Origin of the sequence: Micromonospora sp. NPDC051196 (genome assembly GCF_040682415.1) — a bacterium.
In the GTDB taxonomy this organism is placed as follows: domain Bacteria; phylum Actinomycetota; class Actinomycetes; order Mycobacteriales; family Micromonosporaceae; genus Micromonospora.
Genome location: NZ_JBFBAY010000001.1, coordinates 143,947 through 157,931 on the forward strand (window position 1 = coordinate 143,947; position 13,985 = coordinate 157,931).

Sequence of the window (13,985 nt, forward strand, 5' to 3'; positions counted from 1 at the left end):
GTCACGTCTTGGCACCCGACGCGACCTGCCGGCGGCGACTCACCTGGAACGGATCACCGGGTGGCGGGACGGCGGGTCAGGGCGAAGCCGAAGACGCCGGCCACCGCGGCCAGCACCCCGCCGGCCGTGGTCCAGATCCACCGGGAGCCGGCCTCGGGCAGCCAACCGGTGAGGTCGAGGTTCCAGCCGTCGCCCTCCTCGTCCTCCGCAGGCGCCGTCGGTACCGCGTTCAGCACCTCGCCGGCCTTGGCGGGAGGCACCAGCGGCGCCTCCAGCTTGCCGTCCTCGGGCGCGGTTCCGGCGTCCCCGGTGGCGGAGATCAGCAGATCCACGTCGATCGGCAGGCCGAGGTCGCGTTCGGGGACGTCGACCACGGTCAGCCGGACGTAGTAGGTGCCGGGCAGCGGGTCGGCGGACCAGGGCTCTGCCCACGGCCGAACCCGGCGCAGGGTGCAACCGATGGCCACGGTGGACACTGCGGCATCGGCCGTCGGCGTCTGCGCGCCGGCCGTGCAGGCCTGCCGGCGACGCAGCCCGTCGAAGACCTCGACGGCCCAGGTCGAGCTGCCACCCCGGTCCTCGGCCAGCGACACGGTGGCGTTGATCTCGTGGATCTCGCCCGCACCGGCGGTGAACGACCAGTAGAGGTATTCACCGGTGGAGGCGCCGACCCGGACCGGCTGGCCGGCCGCGACCGGGGTGGCGCTCAGGAACGAGGTGCCGGCCTTGGTCACGGTGGTGGAGCCGGGGGACGGAGTCGGGGTGGGCGCGGCCAGCACGGTGGCCGGGGCCAGTGCGACACCGGCGGCCACCAGTGCGGCCAGGGTTGCCGATCGGGTACGCATCCTCACTTCTCCCTCCAGGTGGCCACCCACCAGCGGGTGAGCAGGCCGGTGACGAGCCCGGTGAGCAGACCGGCCAAGGTCAGCAGGAGCAGCAGCACCCAGCCCCGGCCCAGGTCCGGGCCGTCCGGTGTGGGGGAGGCGGCCACCACGTCGACGGTCAGCTCGACCGGCATGCCGGGTTCCTTGTCGGTGCCCGCCCGGGGCGAGAACATGTTGCTGACCACCAGGCAGACCGTGGTGACGGCCGAGGCCGAGGTGGCTGCCGGGCTCGCAGTGGCCTCCTCGTCGCGCGCCTGTTCGTCGTCGTCCGCCCCGGCCGACCAGCGCAGTCCGGCCGACACCACGTCGGTACGTCCGCTGCCCGCGTCCACGCCGCGGACCAGTTCCCGGCCGTCGGACGCGGTGGCCCGCAGCAGTACGCCGTAGTCGGGGTTCACCGGACGGTCCATCGCCACGCTGACCGAGGCCCGCAGCTCCTGGTCCGGCCGCACCGGCACCCGGTACCACCGGTGCTCGGAGAAAGTCTCCCGGTCGGTGTAGACGCCTGGTGCCAGCAGCGGCGCGCCTTGGCAGGCGTCGGCCCCGGCCACCTTCGACGGCGTGGTCGCGTGGGTGTCGCGGGCCCGGTCGACCAGTTGCTTGAGCCGGCCGGTGAGGTCCTCGGCGCTGGTCGCGGCCGTGTACGTCCCGCCGGTCGCGGCTGCGATGCAGAGCAGCTGCTTGCGGACCTTCTCGTCGGGGGCCAGCCCGAGGGTGTCCACCACCAGCGTGGTGCCCTGGGCCGCCAGTTCCCGTGCCACCTGGCACGGGTCCGGCGGGGCGCAGGTGTCTTCGCCGTCGGTGATCAGCACGATGCGTCGGGCGGTGGTGCCCCTGCCCAGGTCCTCGGCGGCCTCCCGCAGGGCGAGCCCGACCGGGGTGAAGCCGGTCGGCCGCAGTGTGGCCACGGCGGCCTTGGCCTGTTCCCGGTCCACCGGACCGACCGGCACGATCTGCTGGGTGTCCAGGCAGCCCTGCTGCTTGTCCTTGCCACGGTAGGTGGCGCCGAGTACCCGGATGCCCAGCTGGGTCTCGTCCGGCAGCGCGTCCACCACCTCGCCGAACGCCTGCTGGGCCACCGAGATGCGGCTGCGCCCGTCGATGTCCGTGGCCCGCATCGAGCCGCTCACGTCGAGCACGAGTTGGACGCGGGGCGGCTCGGCGCCGGGTTCTGCCTTGTCGTGGGCGGATGCCGGCAAGGGGCCGGTCAGCGTGGTCGCCGTCAGTAGTCCCAAAAGGACCAATGACGACCATTTCTTGTTGATCACCGGGCGGAGTGTAGCGATGTCCATTGAGGACAGATGATCCGGCGTGGCCCGGTTACCCGTGCTGGGTCTTCCCGACTACGGCTTCCAGGAGCCGGCGGCCTCGAACAGTCGCCGGTACTCCAGAACGCCGTTGGTGTCGGCGACGTCGAAGACGACCCTGCCGGCACGCTTGCTGCCGGCGGGGAGGCTGCTGCCCGCGTTGAGCGGGTCGCCGCATCCGTAGATGGCGCCGATCAGGCCGTTGACGGTGCTGCCGTCGTTGGCCACCCACTCGAAGTAGAACGGGTTGATCGAGCCGGTGCCCTTGGTGACCGTGGCCGTCACCTCGGCGATCAGGTACTGCCCCTTCTCCGGCTTGGGCGCGAACGAGCGGCAGCTTTCGGTGACGGTGCGGAAACTCGTCACGGTGATCTCGACCGTGCCGCTGTTGTCGGTAAGGATCAGCGTGTCGCCGGGCCTCATGTTGAACGTCTCGCCCTCAACCGGTTGGGTTGGTGCGGCTCCGGTGGGCGCGCTGTCCGGCTCCGCCGGCAGGTACGTGACCGAGGGAATCGGTCCTGCCCCGGAGGTCTCCTCGGCGATTTGGTTCGTCCCGGCGACCAGCGCGACGACGCCGCCGACGCAACAGAGCAACGCGAGGACGACCACCGTGATAATCACGATCAGAGTGGTCTTGCCGCCGGTGCCGCCGCTGGTCGGCACCGGCGCAACCGGACCCGGCGAATACATGCCACCACCCGGTGGGTAGCCACCACCGGCCGGGTAGCCACCGTCCGACGGGTAGGCGGGACCGGGCGGGTAAGCGGGACCGGGTGGGTACGCAGGACCGGCGGGGTAGGCGGGACTGGGTGGGTAGGCGGGACCGGGTGGGTAAGCAGGCCCCGGTGGGTTCACGCCAGCTGGCGGGTAGGGCCCCGCCGGGTAGCCGGAACCCGGCGGGAAGGGGCCGCTCGGCGGGTGCGGACCGGCCGGCGGGTAGATCTCCCCGGCAGGGTGCGGCGTACCCGAGGTGGGCTGCGGCGTACCGGAGACCGGCGCCGACGGCTGGGCGGGAGCGGCCGGTACGGCGTCGGAGGACGAGGCGCTGCCCGGCGATTGCGGGGCGGACCACGGGCTACCGGGGTCGGCCGGTGGGGAGGCCGCCCAGGTGCCGTCCTGCGGTGCCACGCCCGTCGACCCGGCCGGAGGCGGTGGCGCCCACGGGTCGCTGGGCTGAGGCTGGTAAGGGTCCTGCGATCCGTCTGGGGGCTGGGGGTGGCTCACCGTACTCCTCGGGCGCCTGATGCTGGACGTGAACCGCCTGACGCTACCGCGTACCGGCGACACCGATCGGCCAGCGTCACAGGCCGATCGGTGGGCGCTCGGGTGAGTGCCTAGCGCGGCGGCAGGGTCGCGGCGGTGCGGACCAGATTCGCGTCCACCACGAATCGACCGGTGATCACCGACGGTGGATGGGCGGTCGGCGCGGCGTCGATCCGGGCCGGCGCGATCCGGGCGGTGAACGTCGCAGTGGCGGGGTCGAGGTCCAGCAACGCGTCATGGAAGCCGAGCCAGTCGCCGACGATCGGATGCCAGACCTTGTAGACGGTTTCCTTGGCGCTGAAGACCACTGTCGGCCAGGAGATGCCTGAGGGCAACCGGTCGAACAGTTCCTCCTCCTCGGGCAGGCAGATCAGCCGGCGTACCTCGGGGCTGAGTTCGCGGTGCTGCTCGGCGTCCATGCCGACCGCCCGGATCTCGCTGTCCCGCCCCACCGCGGCGGCACAGTAGCCCTGGGTGTGGGTGATGGTGCCGACTGTGCCCGGTGGCCAGACCGGCGACCGGTCGGCACCGGCGGGTACGGCGACCGCCGGCAGGCCGAGCATGGCCATGGCCCGGCGGGCGCAGACCCGGCCCGCGGTGAAGTCGCGGCGCCGGCTGGCGACCACCCGTTCACCGAGGCAGGCCGCTTCGGCGGCGTACAACTCGCCGGTCCAGTCGGGTGGCTCCGCCACCGCCACCGCGACCTCCGGCGGCAGCAGGTCACGCACCTTCGACTCGGCAACGCGAGGGCTGACGCGTGGTCCCGGTAGCATCGGCCGGCGCCGATTCGTTCGTCGGTTGCGGTGGTCGGTTGCGGCGGGTCGTGGCGGCCATGGTTCGTGAACGTACCGCAACGACGTAACGCCACAGCGTCCCCGGGCGCTGTTGGTTTCGATGTAGGGGCCACGATTGCGGTCGATGATCGACGGCGGGAAGTTCGCCCGCCGTCCAGGGCGAGACGGAAGGGAGCGCGATGACGGGTGTTGCGGATCGCTCGGATGTAGGGGCGGCTCAGGCGGGCAGTGTCGCGGTCGCGGCGGTGCCGGGTGAGCACGCTCCGGTGACACCCGACTGGACGTGCGGCACCTGTGGCGTTGAGTGGCCGTGTGGTCAGAAGCGTGACCGGCTGCTGTCCGAGTACGCGGCGGATCGCGCGATGCTCAGCGTCTACCTGGGCGCCTGTCTGGCCGCCGCCGCCGAGGATCTGCAACTGTCCGGGTCGACCACCTTGCAGGACCGTTTTCTCGGTTGGCTGCCACGCCGGCCGAAGCGGTTCTGAGGGATCGTCCCGATCATCGTTTGGCCCGGTCACGATCGGCCTGTCGGGGCAGCGATCAGCCACACGAGGGTGACCTCAAGGGTTGATCGCCGCACCGCTCGGCGCCCGTCGGAAATCTGACCCGGGCCGCCCCGTTGTGCCGCTGGTCATGGGTGGTTAAGCTGCTGGTGCGCGCCCCAATCGCCCGCTTCCCCCGTGGCAGGCGATCGGGGCGCGTCCTATTGCCCGAAAGTTCTTGAAAGATCAAAAAGGCCCACACGCCCGGCGTGTGGGCCTTTTTCCGTCGCGTACGGGAGTCCCGGACATCGGCCCGGAACTCCCGTACGCGGTCAGATCCAGCGGCCGTTCAACCACATCCGTGCCGACCACTCCGTGTACGGGATGTTCTGGCCCACGAAGATCGGATAGAAGTACGCGAAACAGATCACGACGAGTACCACGTACGCGCCGGCGATCACCGCGCCGATCATCTGACGATCTCGACTCGCCTCGGCGTCCGCGCCGCTGACGGGCAATGTTCCGCTGAACCCGGCCGGTGACGCGATCGCGCCCAGCACGTAGACCACCGCCAGCACGAGGAACGGCACGGCCGGTGCGGCGTAGAAGAAGAACATCGTCCGGCCGTCGAGGGCGAACCAGAACCAGGGCAGCAGCCCGGCGGCCACGGTCAGCAGGATCGCGCCGGCCCGCCAGTCCCGCCGCGCCACGCCGAGCCAGACCAGCGCCACCAGCGCGGGCAGGAACGACCACCACAGCAGCGGCGTGCCGAGCAGCAGCACCTCCTCGGCACAACTCGCCGCCCCGCAGCCGCCAGCGGGCTGCACCCAGTGGAAGGCCACCGGCCGGCCCAACAGCAGCCACTGCCACGGCCACGACTGGTACTTGTGCGCGTCGTCGAGTTGGCTGTGGAAGCCCAGCGCGGCCTGGTGGTACTCGATCAGGTTCCACAACGGGCCGATGATCGGCGCATCGCTCAGCCCCGCCTGCGGATACCGCTCGGCGAGCCGGTAGTAGCCCTCCTCGCTGAGCAGCCAGCCGGACCAGGTCGTCACGTAGGTGACCGCCATCAGCAGCCCGGCGAGCACCATCCAGGGCACCCCGTCGAGCAGGGTGGCCCGCCAGGGCCGGGGCACCCCGGCCGAGCGGCGGGCGCCGACGTCCCACAGCAGCATCAGCAGGGCGAACGCCGGCACGAAGAACAGCGCGCTCCACTTCACCGCGAAGGCGCAGCCGAGCAGCACCCCGGTCACCAGCCGCCACCAGGGCCAGTTCCGCCAGCCACCCGGCGGGCGGCCGGCGCGTCCCCGGGCGGTCGGATCCAGCCCTGCCTCCAGCGCCCGGGCCCAGCGGCGGCGGGTGGCGTCCCGGTCGAGCACCAGCGCGCCGAACGCGGCGAGCACGAAGAAGAGCAGGAAGATGTCGAGCAGCGCGGTGCGGGACAGCACCAGGTGGTACCCGTCGACCGCGAGCAGCAGACCGGCGGCGCAACCGAGCACCGTGGAGCCGAACAGTCGGCGGCCGATGCGGATCAGCAGCAGCACCGACAGGGTGCCGATGAGGGCCGCCGAGAAGCGCCAGCCGAACTCGGGTGAGGTGGTGAAGAGTTGACCGGGCACCGAGATGCCGTGCTCGGCATCGGAGTAGCCGAAGGCCCACTCGCCCAGGCCGATCAACCACTTGCCGAGCGGCGGGTGGACCACGTACGACGGCCCGCCGTCCTTGTAGTTCCACTCCACGCCCTTGTCGACCAGGGCCCAGGCGTCCCGCGCGTAGTAGATCTCGTCGAAGATCTTGCCGGGCGGGTGGCTGAGGTTGGCGAACCTGAGGATCGCCGCGATCGCTACCACCACCGCCGTGGCCAGCCACGACCGGCCGTCCAGTCGAGCCTCGATGGTGGCCAGCCGGCGACGGACCATCGCCGGTACGCCACCGTCCGGCCGGTCCGTCGAACCGGCGGTGGAGGATCCGGCATCCGCCTGCGGCTGGTCGGCGCTCGCGCTGTGTGCTGTCGACGCACTCGTCACCCGGCGATCGTAGGCTGCCAACGGGGTCGGTGGCGTACATCGTCCCCGAATCCGGTACGACCATCGATAAAGGAGCGCGTACTCGTGGGCGAAATGTCCGACCTGGGCCGCCTGGTTCTCCTCGGTGCGCCGCTCGGCAATCCCGCCGACGCCTCCGCCCGGCTACGCGACGTGCTCGCCACCGCCGACGTGGTCGCCGCCGAGGACACCCGCCGACTGAGTCGGCTGACCCGCGACCTGGACGTGACGATCCCCGGGCGGATCGTCTCCTACTTCGAGGGCAACGAGGAGCGGCGCACCCCCGAGCTGGTCGACGAACTCACCGCCGGGAAGGTCGTCGCCCTGGTCACCGACGGCGGGATGCCGAGCGTCTCCGACCCCGGCTACCGGCTGGTCCGGGCGGCCCTGGACGCCGGGATCCCGGTCACCGCCGCACCCGGTCCGAGCGCGGTCACGACCGCCCTGGCGCTGTCCGGGCTGCCCTCCGACCGGTTCTGCTTCGAGGGGTTCCTGCCCCGCAGCCCGGGCGCCCGTCGTTCCCGGCTGCGGGCGCTGGCCGCCGAGGAACGGACTCTGGTCATCTTCGAGGCGCCGCACCGGGTCACCGCCGCCCTCGCCGACCTGGCCGAGGCGTTCGGTGCCGACCGGCCGGCCGCGCTGTGCCGGGAACTGACCAAGACGTACGAGGAGGTGCTGCGTCGGCCGTTGGGCGAGTTGGCCCGGTGGGCCGCCGAGGGTGACCCGCGCGGCGAGATCACCCTCGTGGTGGCCGGCGCCCCAGCGACACCCGCGACCCGACCCGACGACGACACGCTGCGCGCCGCGGTGGCCGAGCGGGAGGCCGCCGGCCTGACCCGACGTGATGCGATAACCGAGGTGGCGAGCAGTTTCAACCTGCGTCGACGCGACGTCTACACCGTCGTGCACCAGGTGTAAAGAAGGGCCCCTTGTTAACGCCTCTGGTATAGGAAGGGCCCCCTGTTAACCGGGCGGGCTCACCAGGCGGCGACGAGGAAGCCGAGGGTGATCACCAGCGGGCCGGCGAACGTGGCGGCGACCGCCCAGCGTCGGGTACCCGGGTCGGGTAGCCGGGTCGCACCGGTCCAGCGGGCGATGCCGCAGGCGCAGCCGAGCACCGCCAGCAGGCCGAGCAGCCAGCGCAGGTGGGCACCGAAGCCCCGATCGGCGTACGCGACGTCGGCGTCCGGGCCGGTGACCCGGGCGGGCAGGGCCGCGCCGGCGGTGGCCCGCCGCTCGGGCACCCCGCTGACCCGGATGCCATAGCTGCGGAACCGATCGTCGGTGGCGGTGAAATTGCCCCGGCAGCGCTGGGACAACCCCCCGCCGGTGCAGTCGGTCACCACCACGTTGCCCGAGGTGGCATGCCCGACGGCGAGCCAGAGCGGACCGGCACTGACCCAGGCGAAGAAGGCCGTGGCCAGGCTCAACCCGATCAGCGCGGCCAACCCCGGCAGCGGGTCGGGTGGATGGTTCGACCGCTTCCGGCGCCGTCGTACCGGCCAGGTCGGTCGCCACCAGGGGCGCGTCGAGCCGGGTGCATCCGGCCGTACCGGGGTGCCGTCCCAGTGCACCTGCTCGATCGGAGCCCAGAACGTCTCCTCCTCCGGCGTACCGGCCTCGGCAGGGCGACCCCGACGCCCGGCGGACCGGACCGGGACCCGACGCGGAAGCGCATCGAGCGGCGCCCCGGTGGTGGGCTCCACCTCGACGGCGACCGGGGTGGTGCGGTTGGGCGCCACGCCGTCGGGCGGCTCCGGCGGCATCGTCCGGGGATGCGGTGCCACCGGCGGGGTACGCGAGGCCGCCGGCACGTCCGGCCACCTGGTACGCGAGGCCACGCCCGGATCGGGCCGGGTGTCCGTGGGAAGGCCGTCGTCGTGGTCGCGGGCGGCTCTGCTGCCAGTCACGCGGTTCATTGGACACCGGCAGATCAGTCACATCGGGCAGCTCAGACAGCGTGTCGGCGACAAATCGGACGAGTGATCGGGTCGGGGTGGCCCGCTGCGCCAGCCCGGCACCCCTATTGGTTCGCGGCCACCCTGGGCGGGTCACTAGGCTTGCTCGTCATGAGTCACGTTCTCGCGGCAGTGGCCTGGCCGTACGCCAACGGCCCGCGCCATATCGGCCACGTCTCCGGTTTCGGCGTTCCCTCCGACGTCTTCTCCCGGTACATGCGGATGGCCGGCCACGACGTGCTCATGGTCTCCGGCACCGACGAGCACGGCACGCCGATCCAGGTGCAGGCCGACGCCGAGGGGCTGACCCCGCGGGAACTGGCCGACCGGTACAACCGGGTGATCGTGGAGGACCTGCACGGCCTCGGCCTCTCCTACGACCTGTTCACTCGCACCACCACCCGCAACCACTACGCGGTGGTGCAGGAGTTGTTCGAGGGGATGTACCGCAACGGCTACATCGTGCCGAAGACCACGATGGGGGCGATCTCCCCGTCCACCGGCCGGACCCTGCCCGACCGGTACATCGAGGGCACCTGCCCGATCTGCGGCTACGACAGCGCCCGTGGCGACCAGTGCGACAACTGCGGCAACCAACTCGACCCGATCGACCTGATCGACCCCAAGTCGAAGATCAACGGGGAGACGCCCAAGTTCGTCGAGACCGAGCACTTCTTCCTCGACCTGCCCGCCCTGGCCGACGTGCTACGCCAGTGGCTGGACACCCGGGAGGGCTGGCGCCCCAACGTGCTGCGGTTCTCCAAGAACCTGCTGGACGACCTCCAGCCTCGGGCCATCACCCGCGACCTGGAGTGGGGTGTGCCGATCCCGCTGGAAGGCTGGCGTGAGCGCACCGACAAGCGGATCTACGTCTGGTTCGACGCGGTGATCGGCTACCTATCCGCCTCCATCGAGTGGGCCCGCCGCTCCGGCGACCCGGAAGCCTGGCGCAGGTGGTGGTCCACCGACGGGGCCGGGAAGGACGCCCAGGCCTACTACTTCATGGGCAAGGACAACATCGTCTTCCACTCGGTGATCTGGCCCGCCCTGCTCGCCGGCTACTCCGGCGAGGGCAGCAAGGACGGCGAGCCGGGGCAGCTCGGGCGGCTCAACCTGCCCACCGAGGTGGTTTCCAGCGAGTTCCTGACCATGGAGGGGCGCAAGTTCTCCTCCTCCCGCCGAGTGGTCATCTACGTCCGGGACTTCCTCGAACGCTACGACGCCGACGCGCTGCGCTATTTCATCTCGGTGGCCGGCCCGGAGAGCAACGACACCGACTTCACCTGGGCCGAGTTCCTCCGCCGCAACAACGACGAACTGGTCGCCGGCTGGGGCAACCTGGTCAACCGGTCGATCTCGATGGCGGCGAAGAACTTCGGCCAGATCCCACCGGTCGACCCGGACGGGCTCACCGAGGCTGACCAGGCACTGCTCGCGGTGGCCCGCGCCGGGTTCAGCACGGTCGGTGACCTGATCGCCCGGCATCGACAGAAGCAGGCCATCGGCGAGGCGATGAGGGTGGTCGCCGAGGCCAACAAGTACCTCTCCGAGCAGGCGCCGTGGAAGCTCAAGGACGAGGCGGACAAGCCCCGGATGGGCACCATCCTGCACGTCGCCCTCCAGGTGGTCAGCGACGCCAACACGCTGCTCACCCCGTTCCTGCCGCACTCCGCGCAGAAGGTCCACGAGCTGCTCGGCGGCACCGGCGTGCACGCCCCGATGCCGACCATCGAGCAGGTCGACGACCTCGACGGCGGGCCCGCGTACCCGGTGTTGACCGGGGACTACACGCAGGGCGCGCGCTGGGAGTCCGTACCCCTTGAAGTGGGTCGGGCGCTCGCGGCGCCCAAGCCGGTGTTCCGCAAGCTCGACCCGTCGATCGTGGACGAGGAACTGGCCCGACTCGGCGGCTGAACGACGCCAGCGTGACGGGCGCGACCCCCGCACCGGGGCCGCGCCCGTCGCCTGTGCGGCTCTCGTCCCGGTCAGGCCCGGGCCATCGCCGGCGCCCCGATGAACTCCGTGATCGCCTGAAGGACCTGATCGGCGTTGGTCCACGGGGTGCCGTGCGGCGCACCCTTGAGGGTGACCAGCCGGCTGTCCGACAGCATCGGTTGCAATCGCTGACCGGTCTTCGGGTACGGCAACACCATGTCCTTGTCGCCCTGCACGATCAGCACCGGCACGTCGATGCGCGACACGTCGCCCCGGAAATCGGTCAGCCAGGCGTCCACGCAGTCGTGCGTGGCGATCGCCGAGGCCCGCGCGCCGATCTCCCAGTGCGCCCGGTACGCCTCGTCGCTGACCAGCGTGCCCCGGTTCTCGTCGTAGTTGAAGAAGTTGTTGCAGAACTGGGTGAGGTAGGCGAACCGGTCGTCGATGATCGCCTGCTTGAAGCCTTCGAAGAGGCTCGGGTCGACGCCCTCCGGATTGTCCGGCGCCTGCTTCAGGTACGGCGCCAGCGGCGCCAGCAGCACCGCCCGGTCCACCCGGTCCGAGCCGTACGCGCCCAGATAGCGGGTCACCTCGCCGGTGCCCATCGAGTGACCGACGAGGATCGCGTTACGCAGATCCAGTTCGGTCATCAACACGTCGAGATCGGCGGCGAAGGTGTCGTAGTCGTACCCGATCGTCGGTTGCGCCGAATTCCCGAAACCGCGTCGGTCGTACGTGATCACCCGGTATCCGGCCGCGAGCAGCGGCCCTGAGATCTTCTCCCAGGTCGCCCCGTTGAACGGGAACCCGTGGATCAGCACGATCGGCTGACCGGACCCGTGATCCTCGTAGTACAGGTCGATGGGCGCGGAGTTCTCCGTCCCGACGGTGATGAAGGGCATTCCATCCTCCTGTCCAGGGTGGGGGAGGAGCCTTCCCCAGGGTGCGCCCGTTATTCCTGGCCAGCGGCGGGTTGAGGCCGCGCCGGTCGTCAGAGGACGTACGAGTGGTCCACCACCCGGTCGTCGGTGACCTCGTTGCCCGGGGCCCACAACTCGTAGACGCCCCGTTCGTGACACTGCGCGCCGGTGGCGGCCACCGTGTCCGGATCCGGATGTTGCAGCCGCAGGCGCAGCCAGCCCGCCTCCTCGCGGAGCACCAGGCAGGGCACCTCGCGCCAGGTCGCCTGACGCAGCCGCCGGCACACCCCGTCAACCGGGTACCGGGCGGCCCGGGTCAGCGCCGACACCCGGAACCCGCCGGGCAGATCGGCCACCGCCTCGTACTCCCCGCCCGCCAACATGCCGACCAGCCGCGTGGACCGGGGCGCCGAGCCGGTCGGCACGTACTCCTGGTCCGGTGACAACCCCGGCACCGCGGCAAGCAGGTGCCGCCACCGCGGACCGACCATCCGCAGCCAGCCGCGCTGCTCGGCCTGGTAGGCGTAGAGCACCACCTCGACGCCGTCCGCCGGATACGCCAGCAGGGTCGCGTTGGCCGACATCGGCAGGTCGGCGAAGTCCCGGGTGACGAACTCGGGGATGAGCTGACTGCTGCTCGGCGTGAACCCGGTGCCCAGCACCGCCGGCCCCAACCGGTCCCGGGCCCCCAACTCGGTCAGTCCCCGGTACGCCGCACCGACCGGCACGTCGTAGTCGCCGGGATCGGCCGCCCGCCACCGCAGCGCGTACGTGACCTCCACCCCGTCCGGGCCGCTCCCACCATCGGTACGCAACACCGTGGTGGCCGCCGGAGTACGCAGGTGTGCCACGTCGTGCTCCCGGTAACAGAAACCGTGCGGCAACCAGCCCCGCACATAACCGGCGAGCTGCCGGGCGGAGAGGATCTTCACCATCCGGGTGCCCCGGCGGAGGGTTGCCGACGCGCGGACCACCTTGACCAGCGGATCGTCCGCCGTGCCCGGCTGCTGGCCGAGGCGGTGCACCTCCGACCAACCCCGCTCCCGATGCAGCGGCACCAGCAGCGGTGCCTCCGGCTCCTCGGCCGGCTCGGTCGCGGAGTAAACGGCGCCGACCTCGGTGACATGCACGAAACGCCGCCACGGCAGCGCCGTGTCGGGCCGGGGCGTCCATTCGAAGCCCGGCACCTCGTGCGGGCTGAACAACTCGTACGCGGCGCCGCGGGCGATCTCCTCGGCGGGATAGACGGCACCGCCGTACGCCACGCGCAGGCCGGTCCGCTCCTGCGCCGTGCCCTCGGCGCGAGGGGTGATGCTCACGGCCTCACCTCGCTTCCTACCGTCACCCGGCGGCAGCTTCGTGCAGTCACCCGGCGACGGTAGGGCCGCTCGGCGTAGTCGAGGTGAACACCGGGTGGCGGACGGGTGGACCGACCCGTGTGTGATGCTGTCGCTGATGAGCGAGCCGACCGAGTCCCGCAGCCAGCGCGCGGCACGCCGCGCCGGCGAGTTCCCGCCCGTACCCGAACCGTTGCCTCGCCCGGTGCTCGACAGCCATACCCACCTGGACATCACGGTCAGCGAGGCCGGGGTACCGGGCGGCGAGCCCGCCGGCACCGCTGTCGACCCGGTCGCCGCCGCGATCGACGTGGCCACCGCCGTGGGCGTCGACCGGCTGGTGCAGGTCGGTGTCGACGTCCAGTCCTCCCGCTGGGGCGCCGACGTGGCCGACCGGCATCCCGCCGTGGTGGCCACCGTGGCGCTGCACCCCAACGAGGCACCCCGGCTGGCCGACCTCGACGCCGCGCTGCGGGAGATCGAGTCGCTGGCCGCCCGGGACCGGGTACGCGGCGTCGGCGAGACCGGAATGGACTACTACCGCACCGGCGACGACGGCCGGGCCGTGCAGGAGGAGAGCTTCCGAGCCCACATCGCCATCGCCAAGCGGTACGGCAAGACCCTGGTCATCCACGACCGGGACGCCCACGCGGACGTGCTGCGCATCCTCGACGACGAGGGTGCGCCGGACACGGTGGTGATGCACTGCTTCTCCGGCGACGCGCAGTTCGCCGCCGACTGTGTCCGCCGGGGATATCTGCTCAGCTTCGCCGGGACGGTCACCTTCGCCAGCGCCGGGGCGCTGCGCGAGGCCGCCGCACTCACCCCGCTCGACCAGATTCTGGTCGAGACCGATGCGCCCTACCTCACCCCGATGCCGTACCGGGGGCGGCCGAACGCGTCGTACCTCATCCCGCTGACCGTGCGGGCCCTGGCCGCCACCACCGGCGCCGACCTCGATGAACTCTGCGCCGCCATCTCCACCACCGGCGAGCGGGCCTTCGGCCCCTGGCACTGACCGCCCGCCGCGCCGCGCCGGTTAATAAGGGGCCCTTCCTAT

General features: G+C 71.4%; 12 protein-coding genes. 4 read left to right on the top strand and 8 right to left on the bottom strand.

Annotated elements, in window-relative coordinates; all coding sequences use genetic code 11:
- Positions 1 to 53: 53 nt before the first annotated feature.
- The 4 genes from AB0M35_RS00735 to AB0M35_RS00750 all read right to left on the bottom strand — a co-directional run bounded on the left by AB0M35_RS00735 (position 54) and on the right by AB0M35_RS00750 (position 4,182).
- Positions 54 to 845, bottom strand: coding sequence for a peptidase (locus AB0M35_RS00735; RefSeq protein ID WP_363740170.1), 792 nt, complete (start codon positions 843 to 845; stop codon positions 54 to 56).
- A gap of 2 nt (positions 846 to 847) precedes the next feature.
- Positions 848 to 2,152 (bottom strand): VWA domain-containing protein, encoded by a 1,305-nt coding sequence (locus AB0M35_RS00740; RefSeq protein WP_363740171.1) that lies wholly within the window; start codon positions 2,150 to 2,152, stop codon positions 848 to 850.
- 75 nt (positions 2,153 to 2,227) lie between these two features.
- The gene (locus AB0M35_RS00745; RefSeq protein WP_363740172.1) at positions 2,228 to 3,319 is read right to left on the bottom strand and encodes a hypothetical protein; all 1,092 of its coding nucleotides are present in this window, start codon (positions 3,317 to 3,319) and stop codon (positions 2,228 to 2,230) included.
- 206 nt (positions 3,320 to 3,525) lie between these two features.
- On the bottom strand, positions 3,526 to 4,182 hold the full coding sequence (locus AB0M35_RS00750; RefSeq protein ID WP_363740173.1) for a 4'-phosphopantetheinyl transferase superfamily protein: 657 nt from the start codon (positions 4,180 to 4,182) through the stop codon (positions 3,526 to 3,528).
- A gap of 245 nt (positions 4,183 to 4,427) precedes the next feature.
- Between AB0M35_RS00750 and AB0M35_RS00755 the strand changes: the two genes are divergently transcribed.
- Complete coding sequence (locus AB0M35_RS00755) at positions 4,428 to 4,733, top strand: hypothetical protein (RefSeq protein WP_363740174.1); 306 nt, start codon at positions 4,428 to 4,430, stop codon at positions 4,731 to 4,733.
- Between the two features lie 329 nt (positions 4,734 to 5,062).
- On the opposite strand, the gene AB0M35_RS00760 is transcribed toward AB0M35_RS00755, so the two are convergent.
- A complete protein-coding gene (locus tag AB0M35_RS00760) occupies positions 5,063 to 6,649 on the bottom strand; it encodes a phospholipid carrier-dependent glycosyltransferase (protein ID WP_363741808.1) in 1,587 nt (528 codons plus the stop codon).
- Positions 6,650 to 6,841: 192 nt separating this feature from the next.
- On the opposite strand from AB0M35_RS00760, the gene rsmI reads away from it, so the two are divergent.
- Positions 6,842 to 7,693, top strand: coding sequence for a 16S rRNA (cytidine(1402)-2'-O)-methyltransferase (gene rsmI, locus AB0M35_RS00765; RefSeq protein ID WP_363740175.1), 852 nt, complete (start codon positions 6,842 to 6,844; stop codon positions 7,691 to 7,693).
- Positions 7,694 to 7,752: 59 nt separating this feature from the next.
- Here rsmI and AB0M35_RS00770 read toward each other — a convergent pair whose 3' ends face one another.
- Positions 7,753 to 8,694: a hypothetical protein gene (locus tag AB0M35_RS00770; protein ID WP_363740176.1), complete on the bottom strand. Its 942-nt coding sequence runs from the start codon at positions 8,692 to 8,694 to the stop codon at positions 7,753 to 7,755.
- A 150-nt stretch (positions 8,695 to 8,844) separates the two neighbouring features.
- On the opposite strand from AB0M35_RS00770, the gene metG reads away from it, so the two are divergent.
- The gene (gene metG, locus AB0M35_RS00775) at positions 8,845 to 10,647 is read left to right on the top strand and encodes a methionine--tRNA ligase (RefSeq protein ID WP_363740177.1); all 1,803 of its coding nucleotides are present in this window, start codon (positions 8,845 to 8,847) and stop codon (positions 10,645 to 10,647) included.
- A 71-nt stretch (positions 10,648 to 10,718) separates the two neighbouring features.
- Here metG and AB0M35_RS00780 read toward each other — a convergent pair whose 3' ends face one another.
- Together AB0M35_RS00780 and AB0M35_RS00785 are read right to left on the bottom strand one after the other, a co-directional pair.
- Positions 10,719 to 11,570, bottom strand: coding sequence for an alpha/beta hydrolase (locus tag AB0M35_RS00780; RefSeq protein ID WP_363740178.1), 852 nt, complete (start codon positions 11,568 to 11,570; stop codon positions 10,719 to 10,721).
- A gap of 89 nt (positions 11,571 to 11,659) precedes the next feature.
- On the bottom strand, positions 11,660 to 12,907 hold the full coding sequence (locus AB0M35_RS00785; protein ID WP_363740179.1) for a hypothetical protein: 1,248 nt from the start codon (positions 12,905 to 12,907) through the stop codon (positions 11,660 to 11,662).
- 124 nt (positions 12,908 to 13,031) lie between these two features.
- On the opposite strand from AB0M35_RS00785, the gene AB0M35_RS00790 reads away from it, so the two are divergent.
- On the top strand, positions 13,032 to 13,943 hold the full coding sequence (locus AB0M35_RS00790) for a TatD family hydrolase (RefSeq protein ID WP_363741811.1): 912 nt from the start codon (positions 13,032 to 13,034) through the stop codon (positions 13,941 to 13,943).
- The last annotated feature ends 42 nt before the right edge of the window (positions 13,944 to 13,985 follow it).

What these genes read in the sequence shown, in the direction of transcription:
- AB0M35_RS00735 (WP_363740170.1), bottom strand. Translation starts at nt 845, where the DNA reads ATGCGTACCCGATCGGCAACCCTGGCCGCACTGGTGGCCGCCGGTGTC.
- AB0M35_RS00755 (WP_363740174.1), top strand. Translation starts at nt 4,428, where the DNA reads ATGACGGGTGTTGCGGATCGCTCGGATGTAGGGGCGGCTCAGGCGGGC.
- AB0M35_RS00760 (WP_363741808.1), bottom strand. Translation starts at nt 6,649, where the DNA reads ATGGTCCGTCGCCGGCTGGCCACCATCGAGGCTCGACTGGACGGCCGG.
- AB0M35_RS00770 (WP_363740176.1), bottom strand. Translation starts at nt 8,694, where the DNA reads ATGAACCGCGTGACTGGCAGCAGAGCCGCCCGCGACCACGACGACGGC.
- metG (WP_363740177.1), top strand. Translation starts at nt 8,845, where the DNA reads ATGAGTCACGTTCTCGCGGCAGTGGCCTGGCCGTACGCCAACGGCCCG.
- AB0M35_RS00780 (WP_363740178.1), bottom strand. Translation starts at nt 11,570, where the DNA reads ATGCCCTTCATCACCGTCGGGACGGAGAACTCCGCGCCCATCGACCTG.
- AB0M35_RS00790 (WP_363741811.1), top strand. Translation starts at nt 13,032, where the DNA reads ATGCTGTCGCTGATGAGCGAGCCGACCGAGTCCCGCAGCCAGCGCGCG.